Consider the following 18225-nt stretch of genomic DNA (forward strand, 5'->3'; position numbering starts at 1 on the left):
CAATCGAGAATACACGCTGCGCCAGCAACTCGCGCAACGAATGTTCGATCTTCCCAGCTTGCCGCTTGTCTTCCAGGCACCCGGCCAAGCCGCCGATCAAGCCGTAGCCTCGCTCGGCCGCCTTCAACAGGATGGCGCCGCCATCGGAACTGCCCTGCCGCTGATCGAACTGCGCCACGACCGGCTTGGGAAAAATCTCAGCGAACAACAAACACTCTGTCGTGCTATTGTCTGACACGCATAGGCCTCTTTGGCTTATTTAAACACTGTCTTGACAGCATGTCCGGAGCTTTCGCTTCTTCAACCTTCAAGAATTATTCGGGCTAATAGCGTCGCTTTTCATTTGAGGCCATAGAACCGAGAACTTGCCGGAAAGCGGACTTTGCGGAAATGGAGGCTCTTTAGTAAACACAAGGAGCGTCTTCTATGAGCAGGTCACTGATGTCAAGGTCTGCTCTACCAAATTCCAACCCACAAATTGAAGAGAGCCGCGCTACTGGGTACTCCTGATTTCTGTCTCCGGGCCTTGATTTTTTGTCCGGGACCGACGTGAAAGTTAAATATCGGGCTAATTTCAAAACCGGGTATCCAACCGGGGTCGGGAGTATTCGCCGCATGGTGAGCGACACCTCCGGCTTGGATCGACATGCTGACTGGCTGCCTACCGAGTGTAACGACCTTTCCCATCTGCGCTCCAAGCGGGATGGTTGCAGCCCCGCCATTTTTCCAGTTGAAGCTGAAGTGATAGTCGCTGAGACCCACGAACCAGCCCTCCTTCAGGTTGAAGGTAAAGGTGGGAGTGATGATCATGTTATTCACGTCTGGTCGGTCAGGGGAGCCCGCATAAGAAATTGGATTTTGTATGATCGCCCCGGCGGTAAGATTCTTGACGCCGGTATACATCAAGGCCACCGATGGACCGGCCTCCCGTTTGCCAACACCCAGCGCAGTCTCCGACGCCGTAGGAAAAACCAGCGCTGGGCCGAAGCCCCAACTTCCCCAGGATTGCTTAATCGAGACGAGATCGAAAAGCTGCAAGTCGCCTATACCCTGTGACACCGAACTCTGGACGCTGCGAGGAGCCGGGCACCACGACAGACAAGGGCACAGCACCAGGAAGCGCGACATACAAAGGCATCGTCAGCTTTACCAATTGGACGTATGGAAACTGTTTGAACGGTCCGATCGGGAGGACCGGTTGCATTTGCAACGAATTGACGACGCCCTTGGCGTCGGCTACGTTGGGCGCGAGTATATTGCGAAACTGAACAAATGTGACTGGAGCCGCCGGATTGTTGACTTGGTTTGCAAGCTCCTGGGCAGAAGGGGGCGTTGTCATGCCTGGGGGCTTTTGCGTTTCACCGGATGATTGAGCAAGCAAATCAAACGGCCCAAGAGGTAGGCCGCTAACAAAGCAGGAAGAAAAGAAGTCGTGCATCCAATTCTCGCCAATCGTCTCGCGCTCTGCGCTAGGTCGAAGCCAACACTGAATTGGCTACTGCTAGATTGACACATCATTGGAACCTCATCTCCGATAGGAGCGGACGGCAACGCCCAGCCTGCCCTACTTCGGTGGTCCCTATGGACTGGCATGTCCATAGGGATCGACAGATACTTCTTCAGGTTGTCCTCGAACTCACCGACGATTCTTAAGCAGTGTGCCAGCAGTAAGAGACAGAAGCGCACACCCACGGAATGGGGGAAGGTTGGCTGGCTCCGCAACGTCGGGCTTCTTTCATACGGCACCCGATAACAAGACGGTAGCACGAACGATTCCTGTGCTATTTCCATAACACCAACCCGAAAAAACGGGGTTAGCGGCAAGTCCGCCCATCGAAGGGCAGCCAACAGCTCGAAGTGGTCGGTAACCCGACTCCTCAGGAACTAATTTGCGAAGCTGCCCAGAGCCTTCCCCCGCATCCGCTATTACGGTTGGCTCGCCAACCGTAATAGCAGAGAGTTGCTGCCGATCTGCCGCTGCCTCCTCCACGAATTACTGCAGGCAACTGCTGCATCGTTGTCCAGCAAGCTTACTACCTGGCCATGCCCTCACTGCCACGGCCCCATGCGCGTGGTCGAGCGGCTTACCGCTGCCCAGATCGCCTTCGCCGAAACCAGACTGGCATGTACGTATGACACCTCTTGAGCGCCCGCTGAACCCGACCCATTGCGCATGCCTCTCGCCATGCTCTCTGAACGTCTGCCCCGTGCCTCGAAACGGCCGTGTGACCATCGAAGTCACCAACACTCTGTGCCCTGACCGCATGCAGGATGCGCACTCCCCACATTCCGGAGTTCGTCGCTTGCCGCGCTTCTCACCAGCCCCTCCAGCCATCAACGGGTTGAAAACCCATAGCCCCGAGCACCCTCCCCCACCGCACCATCGGCTTCCTTCTTACGGCTCTATCCGAACCGCTCCCCGAACAGGTCGAGCCTCGTCGAATGATGTTGGTATGGAGCGGTTCCGATAGAGTACTACCGTGACACGGGAGCAACGCTACTAGCTATTAGTCAGCCGATCATCGGACCACAATCGCGCTAATGTACTGATCCTTATCCTGGGTTATGCCTTCGCTTCAGGCCGCAGTCTGCCTACCAACCATAAAGGGGTCGCCAATAAGCCAGCACCACATCTCGTCCGGCTGGCCGACGTGCAATCTCGATCGCATACACGGAAATTGACTGAGGTGAGGACACCGTCCACTGAGTGTGCATCAATGCGATATCGCCAGATTGAATGATCTGCATGATGGCGATTCGCGAAACCGCACGCAGGATGATTGAGCGCGGCGTGCTGGGCTACTGGGGGGCAAGATGGTGGTGGTTCCGATCGCGCTGCCCTTGTTGCGCTATTGTCGGCAACCAGCCATTTCCGACATTAGCCAAACATGGCTTTGGCCATGGCTTCGAGACGAGTTGAATTATTGAATAGAGCGATGGCGGCGTTGGCCATGGCGTCGACGTCTCCGATGGGAAAGAGCAGGCCGTTTGTGCCATCGTCGATGCTGCACGCCGCACTGCGCAGGACCGCTTCTGCGCTTCACGCAATCATCCCGTTGTACGAGGACTATTACCGCCGCGTCCTTTCAGCGGTATCGGCTAACGTGCGGAACCGTAAAGAGTGGGGTTGAAGACAGCCATCGGCCTGGCGGCTTGTCTAATCCAACCGGGAGTTCCCCCGGCTTTGCAGGGGAGGCAGTAGAAGTTTGACAGTTCCGGGAGTATGCACGGTTTGAAACAGGCTGCCGCCGAAGGCCAGGGAAGCGCGTTGCCTGAACCGTGAAGTGCCGCAGAGATATTGGATTGGCATGATTCTGTCTTTCCACGATTGCGATTAGGCCCTTTGAGGGGCCAGCAATCGTAAAGCCTCCGGCTCTGCCGGAGGATACTTACTAAGAGGACTATTCCCCGACATGGTTGAACAAAACGTTTAAGTAGAATAAAGAGCGCATTTGGAGGTGCAGAAAGTCGTTGCCGCGCTACTCGTCGTCATGGAAGTCCACTTGGATCCGGAGCGAAGTCATCGCCGGTGCTCTGAAGGTACTGGGAGCCGCGTGCCTTCTGGCACAGGCGCATAGTCCAGCGCCGCCGCCACCAGCGGGTGCTAAGAGCCTGGTGTGCAAAGGAAGAGCCATCCCTGAGTTGGTCGACGTTACGGAAAAAGTGGGGGTGCGCTTTCGCCATCTGTCGGCACCGGAGAAGAAATACATCGTGGAGTCCATGAGCGGTGGTGTGCTGATTGTCGACTACGATCGCGATGGATGGCCGGACATTTACTTTACGAATGCGCCTACGGTCGAGATGGCGTTAAAGGGCGAAAAGGCGCGTAGCGCTCTGTATCACAACAATCGCGACGGAAGCTTTACTGAAGTGACGGACAAGGCTGGGGTGGCAACGCCTTGTTTCGCGATGGGCGGAGCGGTTGGGGACTTCAACAACGATGGGTATCCAGACATCTACGTTACATGTCTCGGAGGGAACGTTCTTTATCGCAATAACGGCGATGGGACGTTTACCGATGTCGCCAAACAGGCTGGGGTGCTGGATGGGCGGTGGTCAACGGGTGCTGCCTTTGGCGACTACGACGGCGATGGTTTCGTTGACCTAATGGTGACGAATTATGTGGACTTCAAGCTGAGCGATCTGCCCGGATTCGGCAAGTCGCCGACCTGCCGATACCGGGGAATTGATGTTCAGTGCGGCCCCCGCGGCCTAAAGGGCGCCGGTGATTCGCTGTTCCATAACAACGGCAACGGAACGTTCACCGATGTTTCCAAGACAGCCGGCGTAAGCGATCCCAACGGCTACTACGGGCTGGGAGTGGTGTGGTCGGACTTCAGCAATTCGGGGCGACCGGATATCTACGTAGCGAACGACTCGACGCCAAACTTTCTTTACCGGAACGATGGCAATGGCAAGTTCACTGAGATCGGCCTCGAGTCGGGAACTGCAGTTAGCGCTGACGGATCAGAGCAGGGATCGATGGGCGTGGCTGTCGGTGACTACGACCACAGCGGGCAGTTTTCCATTTATGTCACCAACTTTTCAGACGAGGACAATGCGCTTTATCACAACCTGGGGAAGGATGACTTTCGCGATGTTTCGTACGATGCGGGTGTTGCCGTTGCAACGCTTCCGTGGGTGAAGTGGGGAGATGCGTTTGCCGACCTGGACAACGATGGGTGGTCTGACCTGATCGCAGTCAACGGCCAGGTTTATCCACAGGTTGATTCTCTGCCATCAGGCGCGCGTTACCGCCAGCCGAAGAACCTCTTCATGAACGAGCGAAACGGCACGTTCTGCGATGCCGGTCAGCAGGCAGGGGCGACATTGCAGGAGCCAAGAGTGAGTCGCGGACTGGCTGTGGCTGACCTGGACAATGATGGAAACGTTGACGTTGTGGTATCCGACATTGATGGGACCGCGATGATCCTGCACAACAAAGGTGTTGCAGGCTCGCATTGGGTGAGCTTTGAACTGCAGGGAACGAAGAGTAATCGTTTGGCATTGGGTGCGCGGGTAACGATCACAGCTGGGGGGATGAGTCAGACCGATGAGGTGAGGAGCGGAGGGAGCTATTTGTCTCAGAGCGACCTGCGGTTGCATTTCGGCCTGGGTACGAGTGCAAGGATCGACTCTGTGGAGATACGCTGGCCTTCCGGCAAGGTGGAAAAGTTGGTCGGATTGGCTGCTGATCAGTTTTATTCCGTGGCGGAAGGTAGTGGGATCGTTCCCCGAAGTGGGATCGTGCCCTCCGGGAAGCATCAAGGTCGTTAATAGGACTCCGCAAGTTGTCTCGCTTCTCGGCGGATCGCGGCTCAGACGACAGAGTCATGCGTAAAGAGGCCGGAAACCCACAGGCCTAGTCCCTCGCAAAATCAAATTTGGACTTGACAACGTTGAACTAAACGTTTAAACGTTCTGGCGCGGTTCAAGAGTCACTTTAAAGACAGTTCAAACCGTTTAGTAGAGCTAAAAACTCCACATCGAACGATTCAGTTGCAAGCAAGAAACACTATCAGGGGAGGCAATCACTATGAAGAGACCAGTAGGCTGGTCGCTTCTTGTTGCGTTCATCATGGCTTTGATTTTTTGGCCAGGTTCAGCGCATGCGCAAAAGTTAACGGGAATACTTAGTGGAACGGTAACGGATTCCTCCGGTGCGGCTGTATCGGGCGCAAGGGTCACAGTTGTGAACACAGCCACGTCGAAGACGTTTACGGCTACGACGGACGCACAAGGCAACTACACGTTTGCAGAATTGCCGGACTCAACCTACAACGTCAAGATAGTGTCTGCCAACTTCAAGGAGTTCACGGCACAGGGAGCTGTGGTCCACGTCGCGACGACGACGACCGTGGATGCGCATTTGCAGGTTGGCAGCGTTACTGAAGCCATTACGGTCCAGGCCAACGCTCTGCAGGTACAGACGGACAGCGCTGCTCTTGGCGAAACCGTCGATGGCACGCAGGTGAAGGAACTTCCGCTGAACGGTCGTAACTTCGTTCAACTGACCCAACTCCAGCCGGGCGTATCAGCCGCGAATAACTTCCAGAACACAGGCAAGGGACTGAACGGCGGCGTGGACATGTCGGTAAACGGCAATCCCACCACGAACAATCTCTTCCTGGTCGATGGCGTGAACAATAACGACGTGGGATCGAACCGCACGATCCTGATTTATCCGTCGAACGAGGCTATCGCCGAGTTCAAGATGCTGCTGAACAGCTATGGCCCAGAGTACGGGCAGGCCTCTGGTTCGGTCATCAGCATCATCACGCGCAGCGGAACGAACAGCTTTCACGGCAGCGTGTTCTATAACGGCCGCAACGACGCATTGAACGCATACACCTACTTTTCTGCGCAAAATGCAGGAAAGGGCCTGCCTCTAGACGGTAAGGACAAGCAGCGCCGCAACGATTGGGGCTACTCGATTGGTGGACCCATCCTGCGGGACAAGCTCTTCTTCTTCTTCAACCAGGAGTGGAACCACGAGATCAAGGGCCGCCAGGTGAGTGCCTGCGTGCCGACCGCTGCTGAGCGCGCTGGCGATTTCTCGGTCCCGGGCTGTAACACGGCGAATCGCCCCGACTTCAGCAGGGTTCCTGCGAACAAGCTGGCGGGGCCACTGAAGCTTGCTGCGGTGGATCCATCGGCGACGGCAATGATGCAGATGCTTCCGTTGCCCAATACGGCAAACGGTGCGCTGAATTCGAACGGACAGAACTGGTCGGTGTCGCAGCCGACAGCTCTCAACTGGCGCCAAGAGAACGTGCGCGTCGATTATGACCTGAATCATTCGAACCACATCATGGGACGTTACACGCAGGACACCTGGTCGAACCCCGCCTTCAATGCAGGGTACTGGGGTGATACGGTGTATCCGGCGCTGAACAGCAACTGGGCGCAGCCGTCGAAGTCGATCACAGCTCACTGGACGTCCACCATTCGCAGCACTCTCGTGAATGACGCGGCCTTCAACTACTCCGACAACCGCATCCTGATTACGCCTGGCGGAACGAACGCGAGCATCCTGAGTTCGGTCTCGGGTTCGATCCCGACGCTGTATGCTGCATCCCTGAAGCACAGCCCTCTCGGTGTGCCTTCAGTGAACTTTGGCGTTTATGGAGGAACAACTCAACTTCAGGCTCCATGGCAGAATCAGCTGGATATTTACACCTTCCGCGATGATCTCTCGTGGGTAAAAGGACAGCACACGTTCAAATTCGGTGCATTCTTCGGCTTCAATGGCAAGGATGAGGACGTCAACAGCAGCACGGGAGAACGCCCGACAGTTGGCAGCGTTGCTACCAGCTCCGGCGGCATCGACACTAACGACGCGCTGGCAAATCTCGAGTTGACCGGCAATGTCTTCAATATCAATGAGACATCAACCAACGTTCGCGCACAGCTTCGTTGGCGCGATTATGAGTTCTACGCTGGCGATACGTGGAGGGCGCTGCCGAAGTTGACCCTCACCTACGGTGTTCGCTACTCACTGTTGTTGGCTGCATTCCAACCGAACGATCAGCTCACCAGCTTCCAACCGCAGCTCTACGATCCGGCGAAGCCAGCCAGCGACGCGTGCAACGGCCTGTGGGTTGCGCCGGGTAAGGATCCCTGCGGAGCGGCAAACAGTCAGTTCGGCACGAACTTCAGCCACGGTACTCCGGGACCGAATCGTTCGCTGGTGAAGAACGGATACAATCACTTTGCTCCGCGTATCGGTGTCGCCTACGACGCCTTCGGTACGGGCACGACAGTGATCCGAGCAGGCGTCGGACAGTTCTATCAGCGTGAGCGCATCTCGCGGTACACGCTGGTTGCCAACGCCCCGTTTGCTCTGACGACGAACAACTACGCCCGAACGCTGGGCGGACCGACGCCGGCGAGCCTTTCGGGCACAGCAAGCCCGTCGGGTGGCGCCGATCCAAGCTCAGTGCTGCCAAACTCATGGCAATGGAACCTGGCCGTCGAACAGCAGCTTGGCAGAAACACGATCTTCCAGGTGGCCTATGTGGGCAACCGTGGAATCCACCTGACAAGCTCGTATGACATCAACTCGATCGCTCAGAGCAACTGGATGACGGCGACGTTTGCCAACAGCGGAGATGTCAACAAGCTCCGTCCGTATCCTGCGGGCGGCAATAACGGCACGCTGACCTACTGGGCGCACGGAGGCGGATCGAACTACAACGGTCTTCAGATGTCGTTGAAGACGCGAATCGGCGATATCCTGCAGCTCGGTGCGGCGTATACATGGTCGCATGCCCTAACGGATGTGATTACGGATGATTCAAGCGGAGGCATCGGTAACCAGGCTCGTACGTATTACACGATGCCGCGTTTGGACTATGGCACGTCGAACGTAAACCGGCCGAATATGTTCGTGGCCAATGCCATCTGGTTCCTGCCGAAGTTGCGCGGGGCCAATGCACTGGAGCGCGGCGTACTCGGTGGATGGGAACTGGCGACGATCGTCACCTCGCAGAATGGTAACAGCTTCAGCATTTATCAGGGAGCACACGAGGCAAACCTGGGAGTCAACCCTGTAACCGGGACGACGTACACCAGCCAGCTAAACCAGAGCGGTGCTCTAGTGCAAACCGGCTTCACATCGCCGCTTCGTCCTCTGGCGACGGGACAGAGCTGCGTCAGCGGCCGTCATGACAACACAATCATCAACCCCGGCGCGTTCACGCTGGTTGGCTACGCTCTGGGTACGATCCCGAACAACATGGCCCCGCGCGGTATCTGCGGTGGGCCGAATTTCAACAATACCGACTTTTCTCTTAGCAAGAACTGGCCGGTCTGGCATGAACGAGTCGTGATTAAGTTCCACCTGGACTTCTTCAACCTGCTCAATCACCCGAACTTCAATCCCGGCTCGCTCTCGCAGAACTCGCCCTTCTCGGCGATCAACTGCGGCAGCCAGATTGGAACGGATGCCTCCACGGGCCATAAGCTCTATGCGCCCTGCAGTGCGACGAATAACATCGTCAGCGCTCAGGACCAACAGAGCGGATTTGGAACGTCGAGCGGTCTAATTGGAAATGCGCGGCAGATTCAGTACGGCCTGCACGTGAACTTCTAAGACAAAGGGCCGGGCGGATTGCTGTACGGATTCGCCCGGTTTTCTTTGGCAGGGTTACTCAACCTTCTGTTCGCATGACTTGATTTCAGTCGACCGTGGCACTATTACTCAATGGATCCTGCTGTACGGTTTTTGCAATTGCTTGTATTAACCATCTCCTTGTCCGGCGCTTTGCTGGGGCAATCGCCGAGTCAATCGTCGTTCTCCGAAACAGAGAGCAGAAGGCTTCAGGACCTGTTGGCCACGCGGCGACAGGCTATCTCGCAGGGCGATCCGTCTCAGGTAATCGCGTCGTCACAGGCGCTTACAGAAGTGGCATTAGACGATCTGGCCCAGGTTCACTCTAATCTCAAGAAAGTCCAACGATCGTCGGCGACCAGAAAGCAGCTTGCTGCGCAGGAGCGGCAACTACGGAAGATTCTCGGAAGCGCCTTTGACGATTGGGGAACGGCAGAGGCTCGCCAGCGAAGATATCGCGAGGCGCTGGGACATTTCCAGGACGCTGAGAGATGGGATCCTTCCACTCCAGGCGTGATGAGAAACCTTGGCACGGCTGCCTTCCGGCTGGAGGAGTACGGCGAGAGCGTACGCGCGCTGTCGGCTGCTGTTGCTGCGAATCCGTCGGACCAGAGCTCTCGCCTGATGCTTGCAATGTCTCAGTTTTCACTGGAGCAATTCGCGGAAGCGGCCAAAAACTTCACGCTCGTCAGCGAAGCTGTTCTCAAGGACCCCCGAGCGACGTATGCGTGGGCGTACTCGCTGATCCGGACGAACCAGCCGCAGCAGGGAAACACACTTGCCGGGATTCTGGAGGGCAGAGATCTAAGTCCGGACGTTCGCTTGCTCGTCTGCAAGTTATATACAGCGTCGGAGAACTACGAGCAGGCGATGAAGTGCCTTCGGACGCTGGAGGCATCGGCAGAGTCTGCGGAGGTTCACTACCAGATAGGTGCGACGTTGATTCGGATGAACAGACCGGCAGATGCAATCGCCGATCTGAAAGCGGCGCTGAAGATTGAGCCGCGCGACGCTGACTCCCAGTATGACCTTGCGTTCGCTTTGCTCCAGACCTCGCAGAAGGAAGAGGGAATTGCACAATTGCGCAGCTTGATTGCGGCAAACCCGAACTACCCGCAGGTTCAATATCAACTTGGAAAGGTGTTGCTTGAGAGCGGCCAAACGGCAGAGGCGATTCCATATCTGGAGGCTGCAGCGAAGCTGAGTCCCAAGGATGATTTTGTTCACTATCAGCTTCAGGTGGCCTATCGCCGGAGCGGACGCGCAGAAGATGCCGATCGGGAGCTAAAGAAGTACAAGGAGTTGAAGGCAGCCGCACGCGACAAGGCTGCGGACCGTTTGAATCAAAGCAGCAAGCCGTAGGCTCGTCAGCGTCGCTTCAGTGCTTCCAGTTTAGTTGAGCGGCCTAGCTAGGAAAATTCACGAAGGAGCAACAACGGAAGGCCTCATCTGCTTCAAACATATTGTCAAGACAGTGTTTGAAGAAGCAGAAGAGGCCTTCGCGTGTCAGAGGTTAGCACAACAGAGCGTTTGTTGTTTCCGGATATTTTCGATAAGCCGACGGTGGTGGCCTTCGATCAGCGTCAGAGCAGTGCTGCTGCGGGCGGCCGAGCGGGGCTATGGGTTGATCTCCGGCATGGCTGGCTGCCTGCGCAATGAACGGCACGCTGGGAAGGTTTGCGCAGCGCGTGTTCTCGATTGCCTGCGGCTATCCCGATGCCAACGACTCGGCCCGTCTCGGGGCCGATCCCATTCATAAAATGCTGCTGGACCGTGGTTGCCTGGGTCCGACAGAGCTTTCAAAGCGCGACAGCGTAGGCTGCGAGGCCAGATCAACTCCCGTAACCGGATGACGATTAATTGGATTGGATGCCGCAACAAATCTTCCATTTACACGTATAAGAGAGCACAGTCTTATTGTCTAGCTGGAGGTTCCTTTGGATCGTCGCAGCTTCGTTGCTGGGTTTTCAACTGCCTGCTCTTTCGCCATCGTGAAAAGAGCATTGGCATCGATCAAACACAAATCTCCTCTGGAGCAAAGAGTCCATTCCCAGCGTGATCTTGCTGTCGCTGACGGCCTGACAGTCGGCGCAGTGATGATGGTTGTTCAGCATAAAAAGGTACTCGCATTGGAATCCGCAGGTTACGCAGCGCAACCGGTTGCGCTGCGTTTTTTGCGGTGAATAAAACTGGAACGAGCTAGTTTTTGGAGGCAACATGCAGCAATTAGCAAGTCTACGGATTGCGACCTCAAAGCCGCTTTCGACGATCCGCAATCTGATTCTTCTTGCGGCCGCCTGCGCGATTACGATTTCGGCGCAGGCGCTCGGCGATTCGTTTCTGATAGGTGTCGTACAGGTCTACTTCCTGTTGCAGCACGAACAGCAGTTCCGGACGCCAGTTGCCCTCCAGGCTTTTGGCGATTTCCTGGCTGGCTTGAACCCGCGGATCACTGAGCGTAGCCAGCTTCCGTGGATTGCGTTCGCCGGCCACGATCGCCCGTATGATCGCCTGTCCGGTCAGCCCGCTTATGTCGCTGATCACGTTGGCTAATTGCACGTTCATCTGCGTCAGGGCTTTTTGCATCCGCTGAATGCAGGTCGCCGCTTCACGCACGTGTTCTCCCCGTTGCCGCCAATAGGTTCGAAGCACCCGAATCTCGGACACGGGTTGGAAGGAGTTGTTCAGTAGCCCATAGGTGTGCAATTTCAGCAACCACTGGCTCTCTTGCACGTCGCTCTTGCGTCCTGGCAGGTTCTTGGTGTGCCGCGCATTGACCAGATAAACCTCCAGGCGCCACGCTCTTCCAGAATCTCGTAGAGCGGAATCCAATAAACCCCAGTCGACTGCATAGCGACTGTCTTTACTTCACAACTCTGTAGCCAGTCGGCCAGACGATGGCTCGGCATCTTACTGCGACTTTCCTCCGACGCCTGCATCTAGAAGGCGACGGCCTGATGCGCACTTCGGCATCTTGGCTTTGGCTAGATGCCGAGAGGAGACAAGCGATGTCCTACACCATATCGACTTTGCTGACCCGCAATCTGGCTATTTTTGCCCAACCCCCTCGAAACGGTCTAATTGTCAGTGAGGATTGTTGATGTCTGTTCTCGAAACGTCAGACTCAGTCGAAATGGATATCCTCGCCATGACGAAGCCGATTGTGGAGGAGAACGTCAAGAAGCCCGCGTCGGGCCCCAAAGTGCTTGACGACGAGGACTGGGATCTTTGATTCCATTAGAGTACGTTCTGTCTCGCTGCCGAGGAGGATCGATGCCGCGGCGCTTCGGCCGCGCGTACCCATGACAATAAGATCAGCGCCTTGCTCAGTACAGACACGATGAATTGCGTGCGCTACGTTGGACTCCTCTATAGAACGAGGCACAATCCGGAGGCCATGAGGATCGAATCTCTGGAGAAAGCTTGCGACCTCGTGTTCATCCTTGCGGAGCATCTGGGTCTCCCGTCCGTTATACGTCACGGTTGTGGGATCAAAGTAAACGTGAAGAGCGGTGACCTCTCTGAGGCCAGCCAATATCGCAATGTAAATTGCTTCCTGTAGGGAATCCGCAGAGTGGTCCGAGAGATCTATGGGGGCCACAATGCGCCTGAGTTTCACGGGCGACTCATTCGGAAACAGCCAGACAGAGCACAGGGCCTTTCTAACAAGGCTCCGGGCAAGTGAGCGCCGCGGGTTGTGACTGGCGCTATGACCGACGAGGATCACATCATTGTGCCGTTCAGCAGAGAATTCAACGAGCTTGTCGCATCGGTCGCCCTCCAATAGGTGGTGGAATAGACGATTCGACTGAATGTAATCCGGAAATCTCTCGCCTACCCTCTGTGTTCGATCGTCCAGGATGCGCTGCAGTTCCGGTGCGCGATGCGCGGTGACGTGGACCAGATCGAGTTCGCCAATCCCGTTGATACAACACAACATGGACACGTAATCTAGAAGCTGGAAATCCTGGTCTCCCAATGACAACGCGACTAGGGCCCGCCGATAATGAGCCATACCGTTAAAAGTATATAGATTTGTGGCATGCCCGGAGCGACCAATTCGACCTGCGCGGCTGAGTTGCGCCATGTTTTGAGCTGTGGCCGTTGCCCCTTGGGATCGGCGACCAGCCGGCAATCGCGCTCGACGCCAGCCGATGAACGCGACCCGGCTTACCTGAACACTACAAATCATGCTCCTGTTACACGAATCACAGATCGTGCAAGTCGTGCCGATAAGCCGCTGAAGAGTTATGATATGTGGCAGGAAGGGAGGTCGCTTGATGCGCACCTCTCGAGTCTGGTCGTGCGGCGCGCTTGCCGCGCTTGTGCTGTTGCTCGTCGCGGCGGCTTGTGTTCCTGGCTCGCGCTCCGCTCTGATGAACGCGGGGGCAAGGAGCGGCGCCATGCGCCCCGCGCGCTTCGAGCCGGGCTACGGTTGTGCGCTTGAGGGCGACACCCACTCAGCGGACACTCACTACGCACGACACGCACAATGCGAGTCACTCATCGTTGCTCCGGCCGATACCGACAAAGGCTCCAAGTGCGATGAATCTCTCTCTGCTGCGCTTCCTTCTGGGCGCAGCTTAGCCGGTACTCTCGCGGACGCCCATTCAGCAGCTGTTGACCGCTCTGAACCCCTCCTCTCTGCTCCTGCAGCCGTGTTCCGCGAAAGAGCTCCTCCTGTCGTCCAGTTCGCACTCTTTTTGTGAAGTGTTGGAGTGTGTCCCTGGCCCGTTCTCCTGAACTGAGTGCCTGCTTGTATGCGCTCTGTTGCCGACGGCTAGCCAGGGAGAGAAGTAAGTGACAGGGACAGCAAAAAGGATATAGGCAAGATCTTCTAACGCGCAGCGTGGCTTTAGTACAAATTCCTGAATATACAACGACTGTGTTGCGGTTTTCCGCTTCGCAACGCAATGAGAATGTGGAGCTGAATGCACCAGTAACCGGTTGGTTATCCGGACTGAATTGTATTTGGTCGAGACCGTGACTGGAACGGGCGCACGCGGCCGGCTATACGACATGCGAAGGAGAGGTGGTCCATGAGGAACGGAAGAATTGAAATGCTCAGTTCGGAAGAGATGCTGAAGAAGGAGGTAGTTTCGCCAGAGGGGCTGGCGAACGCTCCGGACGAAACCGATCTGTTGCGTCGGCTTAGATACTTTCTGAATCCAATCGACGGCCGCTATGAGGATCTCCGGAACGGTGATTGGAGACTGAATGTATTCCGCGATTTCACTGCCGGGCTGATCGTCGCTATGGTTGCCATCCCGCTGGCCATGGGGTTTGCGATGGCTTCAGGCCTGCGTCCTGAACAGGGCATTGTGGGTGGCGCGGTGGCTGGCCTTATTGGGGCATTGTGGGGCGGCTCAAAGTACCAGGTCTACGGCCCTACTGCTGCTTTCATACCCGTCATCGCCGGTCTTATGGAGAAATACGATCATTCCGTGCTTGTGCTCGCCTCCATTCTCGCCGGCATCATCCTCATAGTGCTCGGCATTGCGCGGCTGGGTCGGGTTGTGGCCAGGGTACCGCACTCAATCATTGTGGGATTCACTATAGGGATCGCAATCACCATCGCGCTCTCTCAAATTGGCGAGGTTCTAGGCCTCCAAGTCAAGATCGGTCACGGCTTCATCGGGAAGGTGCAAGCGATCGGAGCAAATCTCGAACAGGTAAACATCTACGCGATCGGTCTTGGAATCGGGACCTTTTTGCTGACTAAATACATACTTCACATCTCAATCTTCATCCCTGCGCCGCTACTCGCAATCGGCATCACATCTCTGGTTGCTGCCACGGTCTGGGCCGACGAGGGGCTCACGCTAGTTAGAGACAGATACGGATCCATTCCAAGGAATTTCCTCGTCTTTACCCTTCCAGCAGCCATCGCTTGGAGGGGCGAGTTTCTGGCCGACCTCGGTTACTACGTGGTCGCCATTGTCTTTGTCGCCGCCGTTGAAAGTCTACTGTGCTCCCGTATGGCAGATCGACTAGCGGATAACCGCGGACTTCCATTCAATCCAAACAAGGAACTTTGGGGACAGGGCATCGTTCAGGTGATCGTTCCGATGCTGAACGGCTTTCCGCATACCGGTGCGCTAGCCCGCACTGCCACCAACATCAAGGTCGGCGCCATCTCGCCTCTTGCTGGCATATGCAAATTCGCATTGAAACTAATCCTTGCTGTTTTTCTGGCGCGCTATCTCGAACTCGTGCCTATGGCGTGCATCGGCGGAATCCTCCTCTATGTCGCCACCGTCATGGTGAAGCCGGCCGAAATCAACCAGGTGCTCAAACACAATCGTTTCCATGTTGCCCTGATGATCTATACGGCCGGCATGGTTGTCCTCACCGACTTTCTTACTGGTGTGCTGTCGGCAATCGTTGCTTACGGGCTATTGTTCCGATTCTTCGATAAGCGCCTCGCGAGAAGCTGACGCCGCGTGAAAACCAACTGACTGCTTGCGTCGCCGCGATGGAGGATCAGGCACGTGGTGCGGGGCTCGAGTCCGGGTGGGTCGGGTTCAAAGTTGGGGACGAGAGCCTGGTCAATGCCAAGGCAGTACGGCATTGCCCACGTCGGCGTGTTGTCCGGGTTCAGGCGCTCGAGCCACGTCCCAGTTGTGAACCCAGTTGCTGCCGAGGGCGCTGCGGTCGTCGCTGCGAGAGTTGTAAGTGCGCGTGAACGCCAGCGGACTACTCGCGCCGGGAATAGGAGATCCGTCTGAGATAGATCGAAGCTGCCGTCGCCGAGGAGGATCGGATCCGCCGTCTGTCCTCCTGTGCGTGCGCTGCCGTGATTGAGCGGATCAATTCCCTCCGTGTTGGTGTTCGATCCTGGCTTGGGCTTGTTCGGGTCTGGGCTTTGCGGTGTCTTCTGGTCGGTATCACGCTCCGACTCCTCGGTCTTGGGGGCGGGCGCTTCCTTCTCCGGTTTTTTCTTCGCTACCCTTCGCCTCGATCGTCGCCGCCGGCAACCGATCTCGGACGACCAGGAAGACAGTGCCACTGAATGGCTTCGTGCCGTCACCGTCGCTCAGCGTCGCCAGCGCGCCCGCGGTTCCAGGCGCGTTTGCCTGTGCCGTCACACGAACCGCGCGCTGGACAGTGGCGCGATCCACACGAAAATGTTGTGCGCTTAGCGCCTCCAGAAAGGCGCTTTCGGGCAGCACGATCAGCGGAACTACAGCGCGCCGTTCGATTGCGTCTCCTGACGCACCTGGCTGCGCGGACGCGGGCTGCCGCGAGAGGAGAAGCATCGCGAGAGACAGCGTGGCGATCATCCAGCAGGAAGCCGTCTCTGACACCGGCGCGGGCGGCCGAGTTGCAACGGCGAGTTGCTGATGGCGACTCGAAGGCTGCGCTTGCTCGTGAGTTCGGCATCAGCCGGGATACGCTATATCGGTATGTTCCGGTAAAAAAGCGCCGGGCTGGCAAGCTTGGAAAATGAATTGTATGCAGGGAATCGGAGGAGGGAAGCGATGAGTGAATCGGAGATGCAAGCGGAGTTGGAGCGCCTACGGGCTGAGAATGCCCAGCTCAAGACCAAGACAAGGGCGGCCTTACTTTGAAGGTGAGCGAGAAGGGCGGGCTCTCTCTGTACGGGATGGGCCGGTTTCCGGTCACGCTCTACAAAGAACAGTGGCTCCGCATCCTGGCGAGCGCGCCTGAGATCGAGGCGTTCATCCGCGAAAACGACTCGAAACTGAAGACGAAGGAGTAGGGCTTTGAAGAAAGGAGTCCAGACCGCAATTTGCTGTCCCTGCGGGAATGAGAAGATCCGAGCCCTGGCCTCTGCGCTACCTGCTACACGCTGAAACGGCAGGATGCCGAGTATTACGGCGGCCTGCGAGAGCAGGTCTTAGAACGCGATGGATACGCCTGTAGGGTGTGCGGTGATCCTGATCCCGGAGTCCATCATCGGGAACCGGGCAAGTCTGTTCTGCATCTGATGATCGCTCTCTGTGCGGGGTGTCACGCGAAGGTCCATCGAACGAAGGTCGTCCTTACCGAATTTCCGCCGCTTCTGCTGGTACTGTGGCGAGAGCAGCACCCCGAAGGCCGCGAACAGACGTACCTTGATTTCAACGTTCGCAAACCGCCGGCTCAGAGTTTGCCACTGAACTTTGAAACCGCTAAAGAAGATTGAGCTATCTAAGCTGGGGAAAAACCCAACATTTCTGTCACCAAGGGCAATCTGACTTACTAACTTACTGAAATCTACACTTTCCTTGCACAACGGGATTGGTTCCGGTTAGACCGTCAACCGCCCCAACCGAAGCGGTGTGTGGTGATGGCTCGGGGCCTGTTCCGGCAGTACCCTCCCACACGAGGGCTCTCGGCGTGCCGCCGCCCGGAGCTTCTACGACAACCCCAACGGTTGTGGCTCGATATTTCCACGGTCGCAGTCTTTTCCGGAAATCGGTGCACGGAGGCCACCGATCATGAAGCAGAAACTTCGTTTTGCTCGAACGTTACCGCCTACACGCTTCTTCTGGACACGTTCTCCTGACCAACTCATTGTAGCGGCCGAGCAAATGACAGCTCGTGGCCATCCGGATCGAGCACGTGAAAATAGCGTTCACCCCACGAGGCGTCCCGCGGGCCTTCAGGATCAAATCCCTTTTCCTTCAGATGTGTCCAGAACACATCCACATCCGCAACGTGGAAGATCAGCCTGCCCCACCGCGACACACTGTCGCCTTGTTCGAGGTTGAGGATTGCAGATTCTGAATCGTTTGCTCGCAGCGAAGAGAAACTTGCCCCTTCTCCTCCATAAAGCAGTTCCATGCCGAGCACATTTCGGTAAAACTGGACTGAAGCCTTCATGTTCACAACCCGAAAAGTAACCGCAGAAATCTTTTCAATCGTCGGAGTCATACGCCAGCAGTGTACGTCGAATTTCATCGCCGCAGAGCATCCGGTGAAAGGTCACAGACGCCGTGAGACTTATCCGTGTTGAACCTGCTCCAGTCACTTCGATAAATTTTCCTTCGGTACGCTCCGAAGTGTAGTTGGTGAGATGCTAAACCCAACGCTCACGCGCCGCAGAGTAGTCAGCCGTCTTCAGGCACTATAGAATACGCACTCCTGGAAGTTTGACAACGGGAACG

Annotated in this window: 16 protein-coding genes and 1 pseudogene; 9 read left to right on the plus strand and 8 right to left on the minus strand. The window is 56.4% G+C overall.

Annotated features, from left to right (window positions below; translation table 11 throughout):
- The 3 genes from Q363_RS46350 to Q363_RS40655 all read right to left on the minus strand — a co-directional run.
- On the minus strand, positions 1-238 hold a 238-nt coding region (locus Q363_RS46350), incomplete at its 3' end, for a transposase (protein ID WP_425387699.1).
- 218 nt (positions 239-456) lie between these two features.
- Positions 457-1038, minus strand: coding sequence for a hypothetical protein (locus tag Q363_RS36225; protein WP_169747022.1), 582 nt, complete (start codon positions 1036-1038; stop codon positions 457-459).
- A complete protein-coding gene (locus Q363_RS40655) occupies positions 1010-1438 on the minus strand; it encodes a hypothetical protein (RefSeq protein ID WP_157467054.1) in 429 nt (142 codons plus the stop codon). The genes Q363_RS36225 and Q363_RS40655 overlap by 29 nt, the downstream gene beginning before the upstream one ends.
- A 2033-nt stretch (positions 1439-3471) precedes the next feature.
- Here Q363_RS40655 and Q363_RS17260 point away from each other — a divergent pair.
- The 4 genes from Q363_RS17260 to Q363_RS40660 all read left to right on the plus strand — a co-directional run bounded on the left by Q363_RS17260 (position 3472) and on the right by Q363_RS40660 (position 11295).
- Entirely contained in the window at positions 3472-5277 is a 1806-nt protein-coding gene (locus Q363_RS17260; RefSeq protein WP_084080466.1) for a CRTAC1 family protein, read from the plus strand.
- 301 nt (positions 5278-5578) lie between these two features.
- Positions 5579-9094, plus strand: coding sequence for a TonB-dependent receptor (locus Q363_RS17265; RefSeq protein ID WP_281176018.1), 3516 nt, complete (start codon positions 5579-5581; stop codon positions 9092-9094).
- Positions 9095-9331: 237 nt separating this feature from the next.
- Positions 9332-10474 (plus strand): tetratricopeptide repeat protein, encoded by a 1143-nt coding sequence (locus tag Q363_RS17270; RefSeq protein WP_051978908.1) that lies wholly within the window; start codon positions 9332-9334, stop codon positions 10472-10474.
- 575 nt (positions 10475-11049) lie between these two features.
- Positions 11050-11295: a hypothetical protein gene (locus tag Q363_RS40660; RefSeq protein ID WP_157467057.1), complete on the plus strand. Its 246-nt coding sequence runs from the start codon at positions 11050-11052 to the stop codon at positions 11293-11295.
- 67 nt (positions 11296-11362) lie between these two features.
- On the opposite strand, the gene Q363_RS40665 is transcribed toward Q363_RS40660, so the two are convergent.
- Complete coding sequence (locus Q363_RS40665; RefSeq protein WP_157467060.1) at positions 11363-11728, minus strand: hypothetical protein; 366 nt, start codon at positions 11726-11728, stop codon at positions 11363-11365.
- Positions 11729-12212: 484 nt separating this feature from the next.
- On the opposite strand from Q363_RS40665, the gene Q363_RS45510 reads away from it, so the two are divergent.
- A complete protein-coding gene (locus Q363_RS45510; protein WP_281176014.1) occupies positions 12213-12344 on the plus strand; it encodes a hypothetical protein in 132 nt (43 codons plus the stop codon).
- A 33-nt stretch (positions 12345-12377) separates the two neighbouring features.
- Here the strand turns inward: Q363_RS45510 and Q363_RS46355 are convergent.
- A pseudogene (locus Q363_RS46355) lies at positions 12378-13304 on the minus strand (universal stress protein); the annotation flags it as partial.
- Between the two features lie 88 nt (positions 13305-13392).
- Here Q363_RS46355 and Q363_RS42080 point away from each other — a divergent pair.
- Positions 13393-13821 carry a hypothetical protein gene (locus Q363_RS42080; RefSeq protein ID WP_035352516.1) on the plus strand — a complete coding sequence of 143 codons (429 nt, stop codon included), beginning with the start codon at positions 13393-13395 and terminating at the stop codon, positions 13819-13821.
- Between the two features lie 330 nt (positions 13822-14151).
- The gene (locus Q363_RS17295) at positions 14152-15549 is read left to right on the plus strand and encodes a SulP family inorganic anion transporter (RefSeq protein WP_211256218.1); all 1398 of its coding nucleotides are present in this window, start codon (positions 14152-14154) and stop codon (positions 15547-15549) included.
- A 111-nt stretch (positions 15550-15660) separates the two neighbouring features.
- On the opposite strand, the gene Q363_RS46360 is transcribed toward Q363_RS17295, so the two are convergent.
- Together Q363_RS46360 and Q363_RS46365 are read right to left on the minus strand one after the other, a co-directional pair.
- A complete protein-coding gene (locus Q363_RS46360; protein WP_425387700.1) occupies positions 15661-15843 on the minus strand; it encodes a DUF6531 domain-containing protein in 183 nt (60 codons plus the stop codon).
- Positions 15844-15999: 156 nt separating this feature from the next.
- Complete coding sequence (locus tag Q363_RS46365; protein ID WP_035352518.1) at positions 16000-16395, minus strand: hypothetical protein; 396 nt, start codon at positions 16393-16395, stop codon at positions 16000-16002.
- On the opposite strand from Q363_RS46365, the gene Q363_RS45520 reads away from it, so the two are divergent.
- Both Q363_RS45520 and Q363_RS42840 read left to right on the plus strand, forming a co-directional pair.
- Positions 16314-16562, plus strand: coding sequence for a helix-turn-helix domain-containing protein (locus Q363_RS45520; protein WP_281176015.1), 249 nt, complete (start codon positions 16314-16316; stop codon positions 16560-16562). The two genes, Q363_RS46365 and Q363_RS45520, sit on opposite strands and share 82 nt — an antisense overlap.
- Before the next feature lie 123 nt (positions 16563-16685).
- Entirely contained in the window at positions 16686-16835 is a 150-nt protein-coding gene (locus tag Q363_RS42840) for a hypothetical protein (protein WP_211256219.1), read from the plus strand.
- Positions 16836-17629: 794 nt separating this feature from the next.
- Here Q363_RS42840 and Q363_RS17315 read toward each other — a convergent pair.
- Positions 17630-18019 carry a VOC family protein gene (locus Q363_RS17315; protein WP_211256220.1) on the minus strand — a complete coding sequence of 130 codons (390 nt, stop codon included), beginning with the start codon at positions 18017-18019 and terminating at the stop codon, positions 17630-17632.
- Positions 18020-18225: the final 206 nt, after the last annotated feature.

The organism is Edaphobacter aggregans DSM 19364, from assembly GCF_000745965.1.
Lineage (GTDB): Bacteria > Acidobacteriota > Terriglobia > Terriglobales > Acidobacteriaceae > Edaphobacter > Edaphobacter aggregans.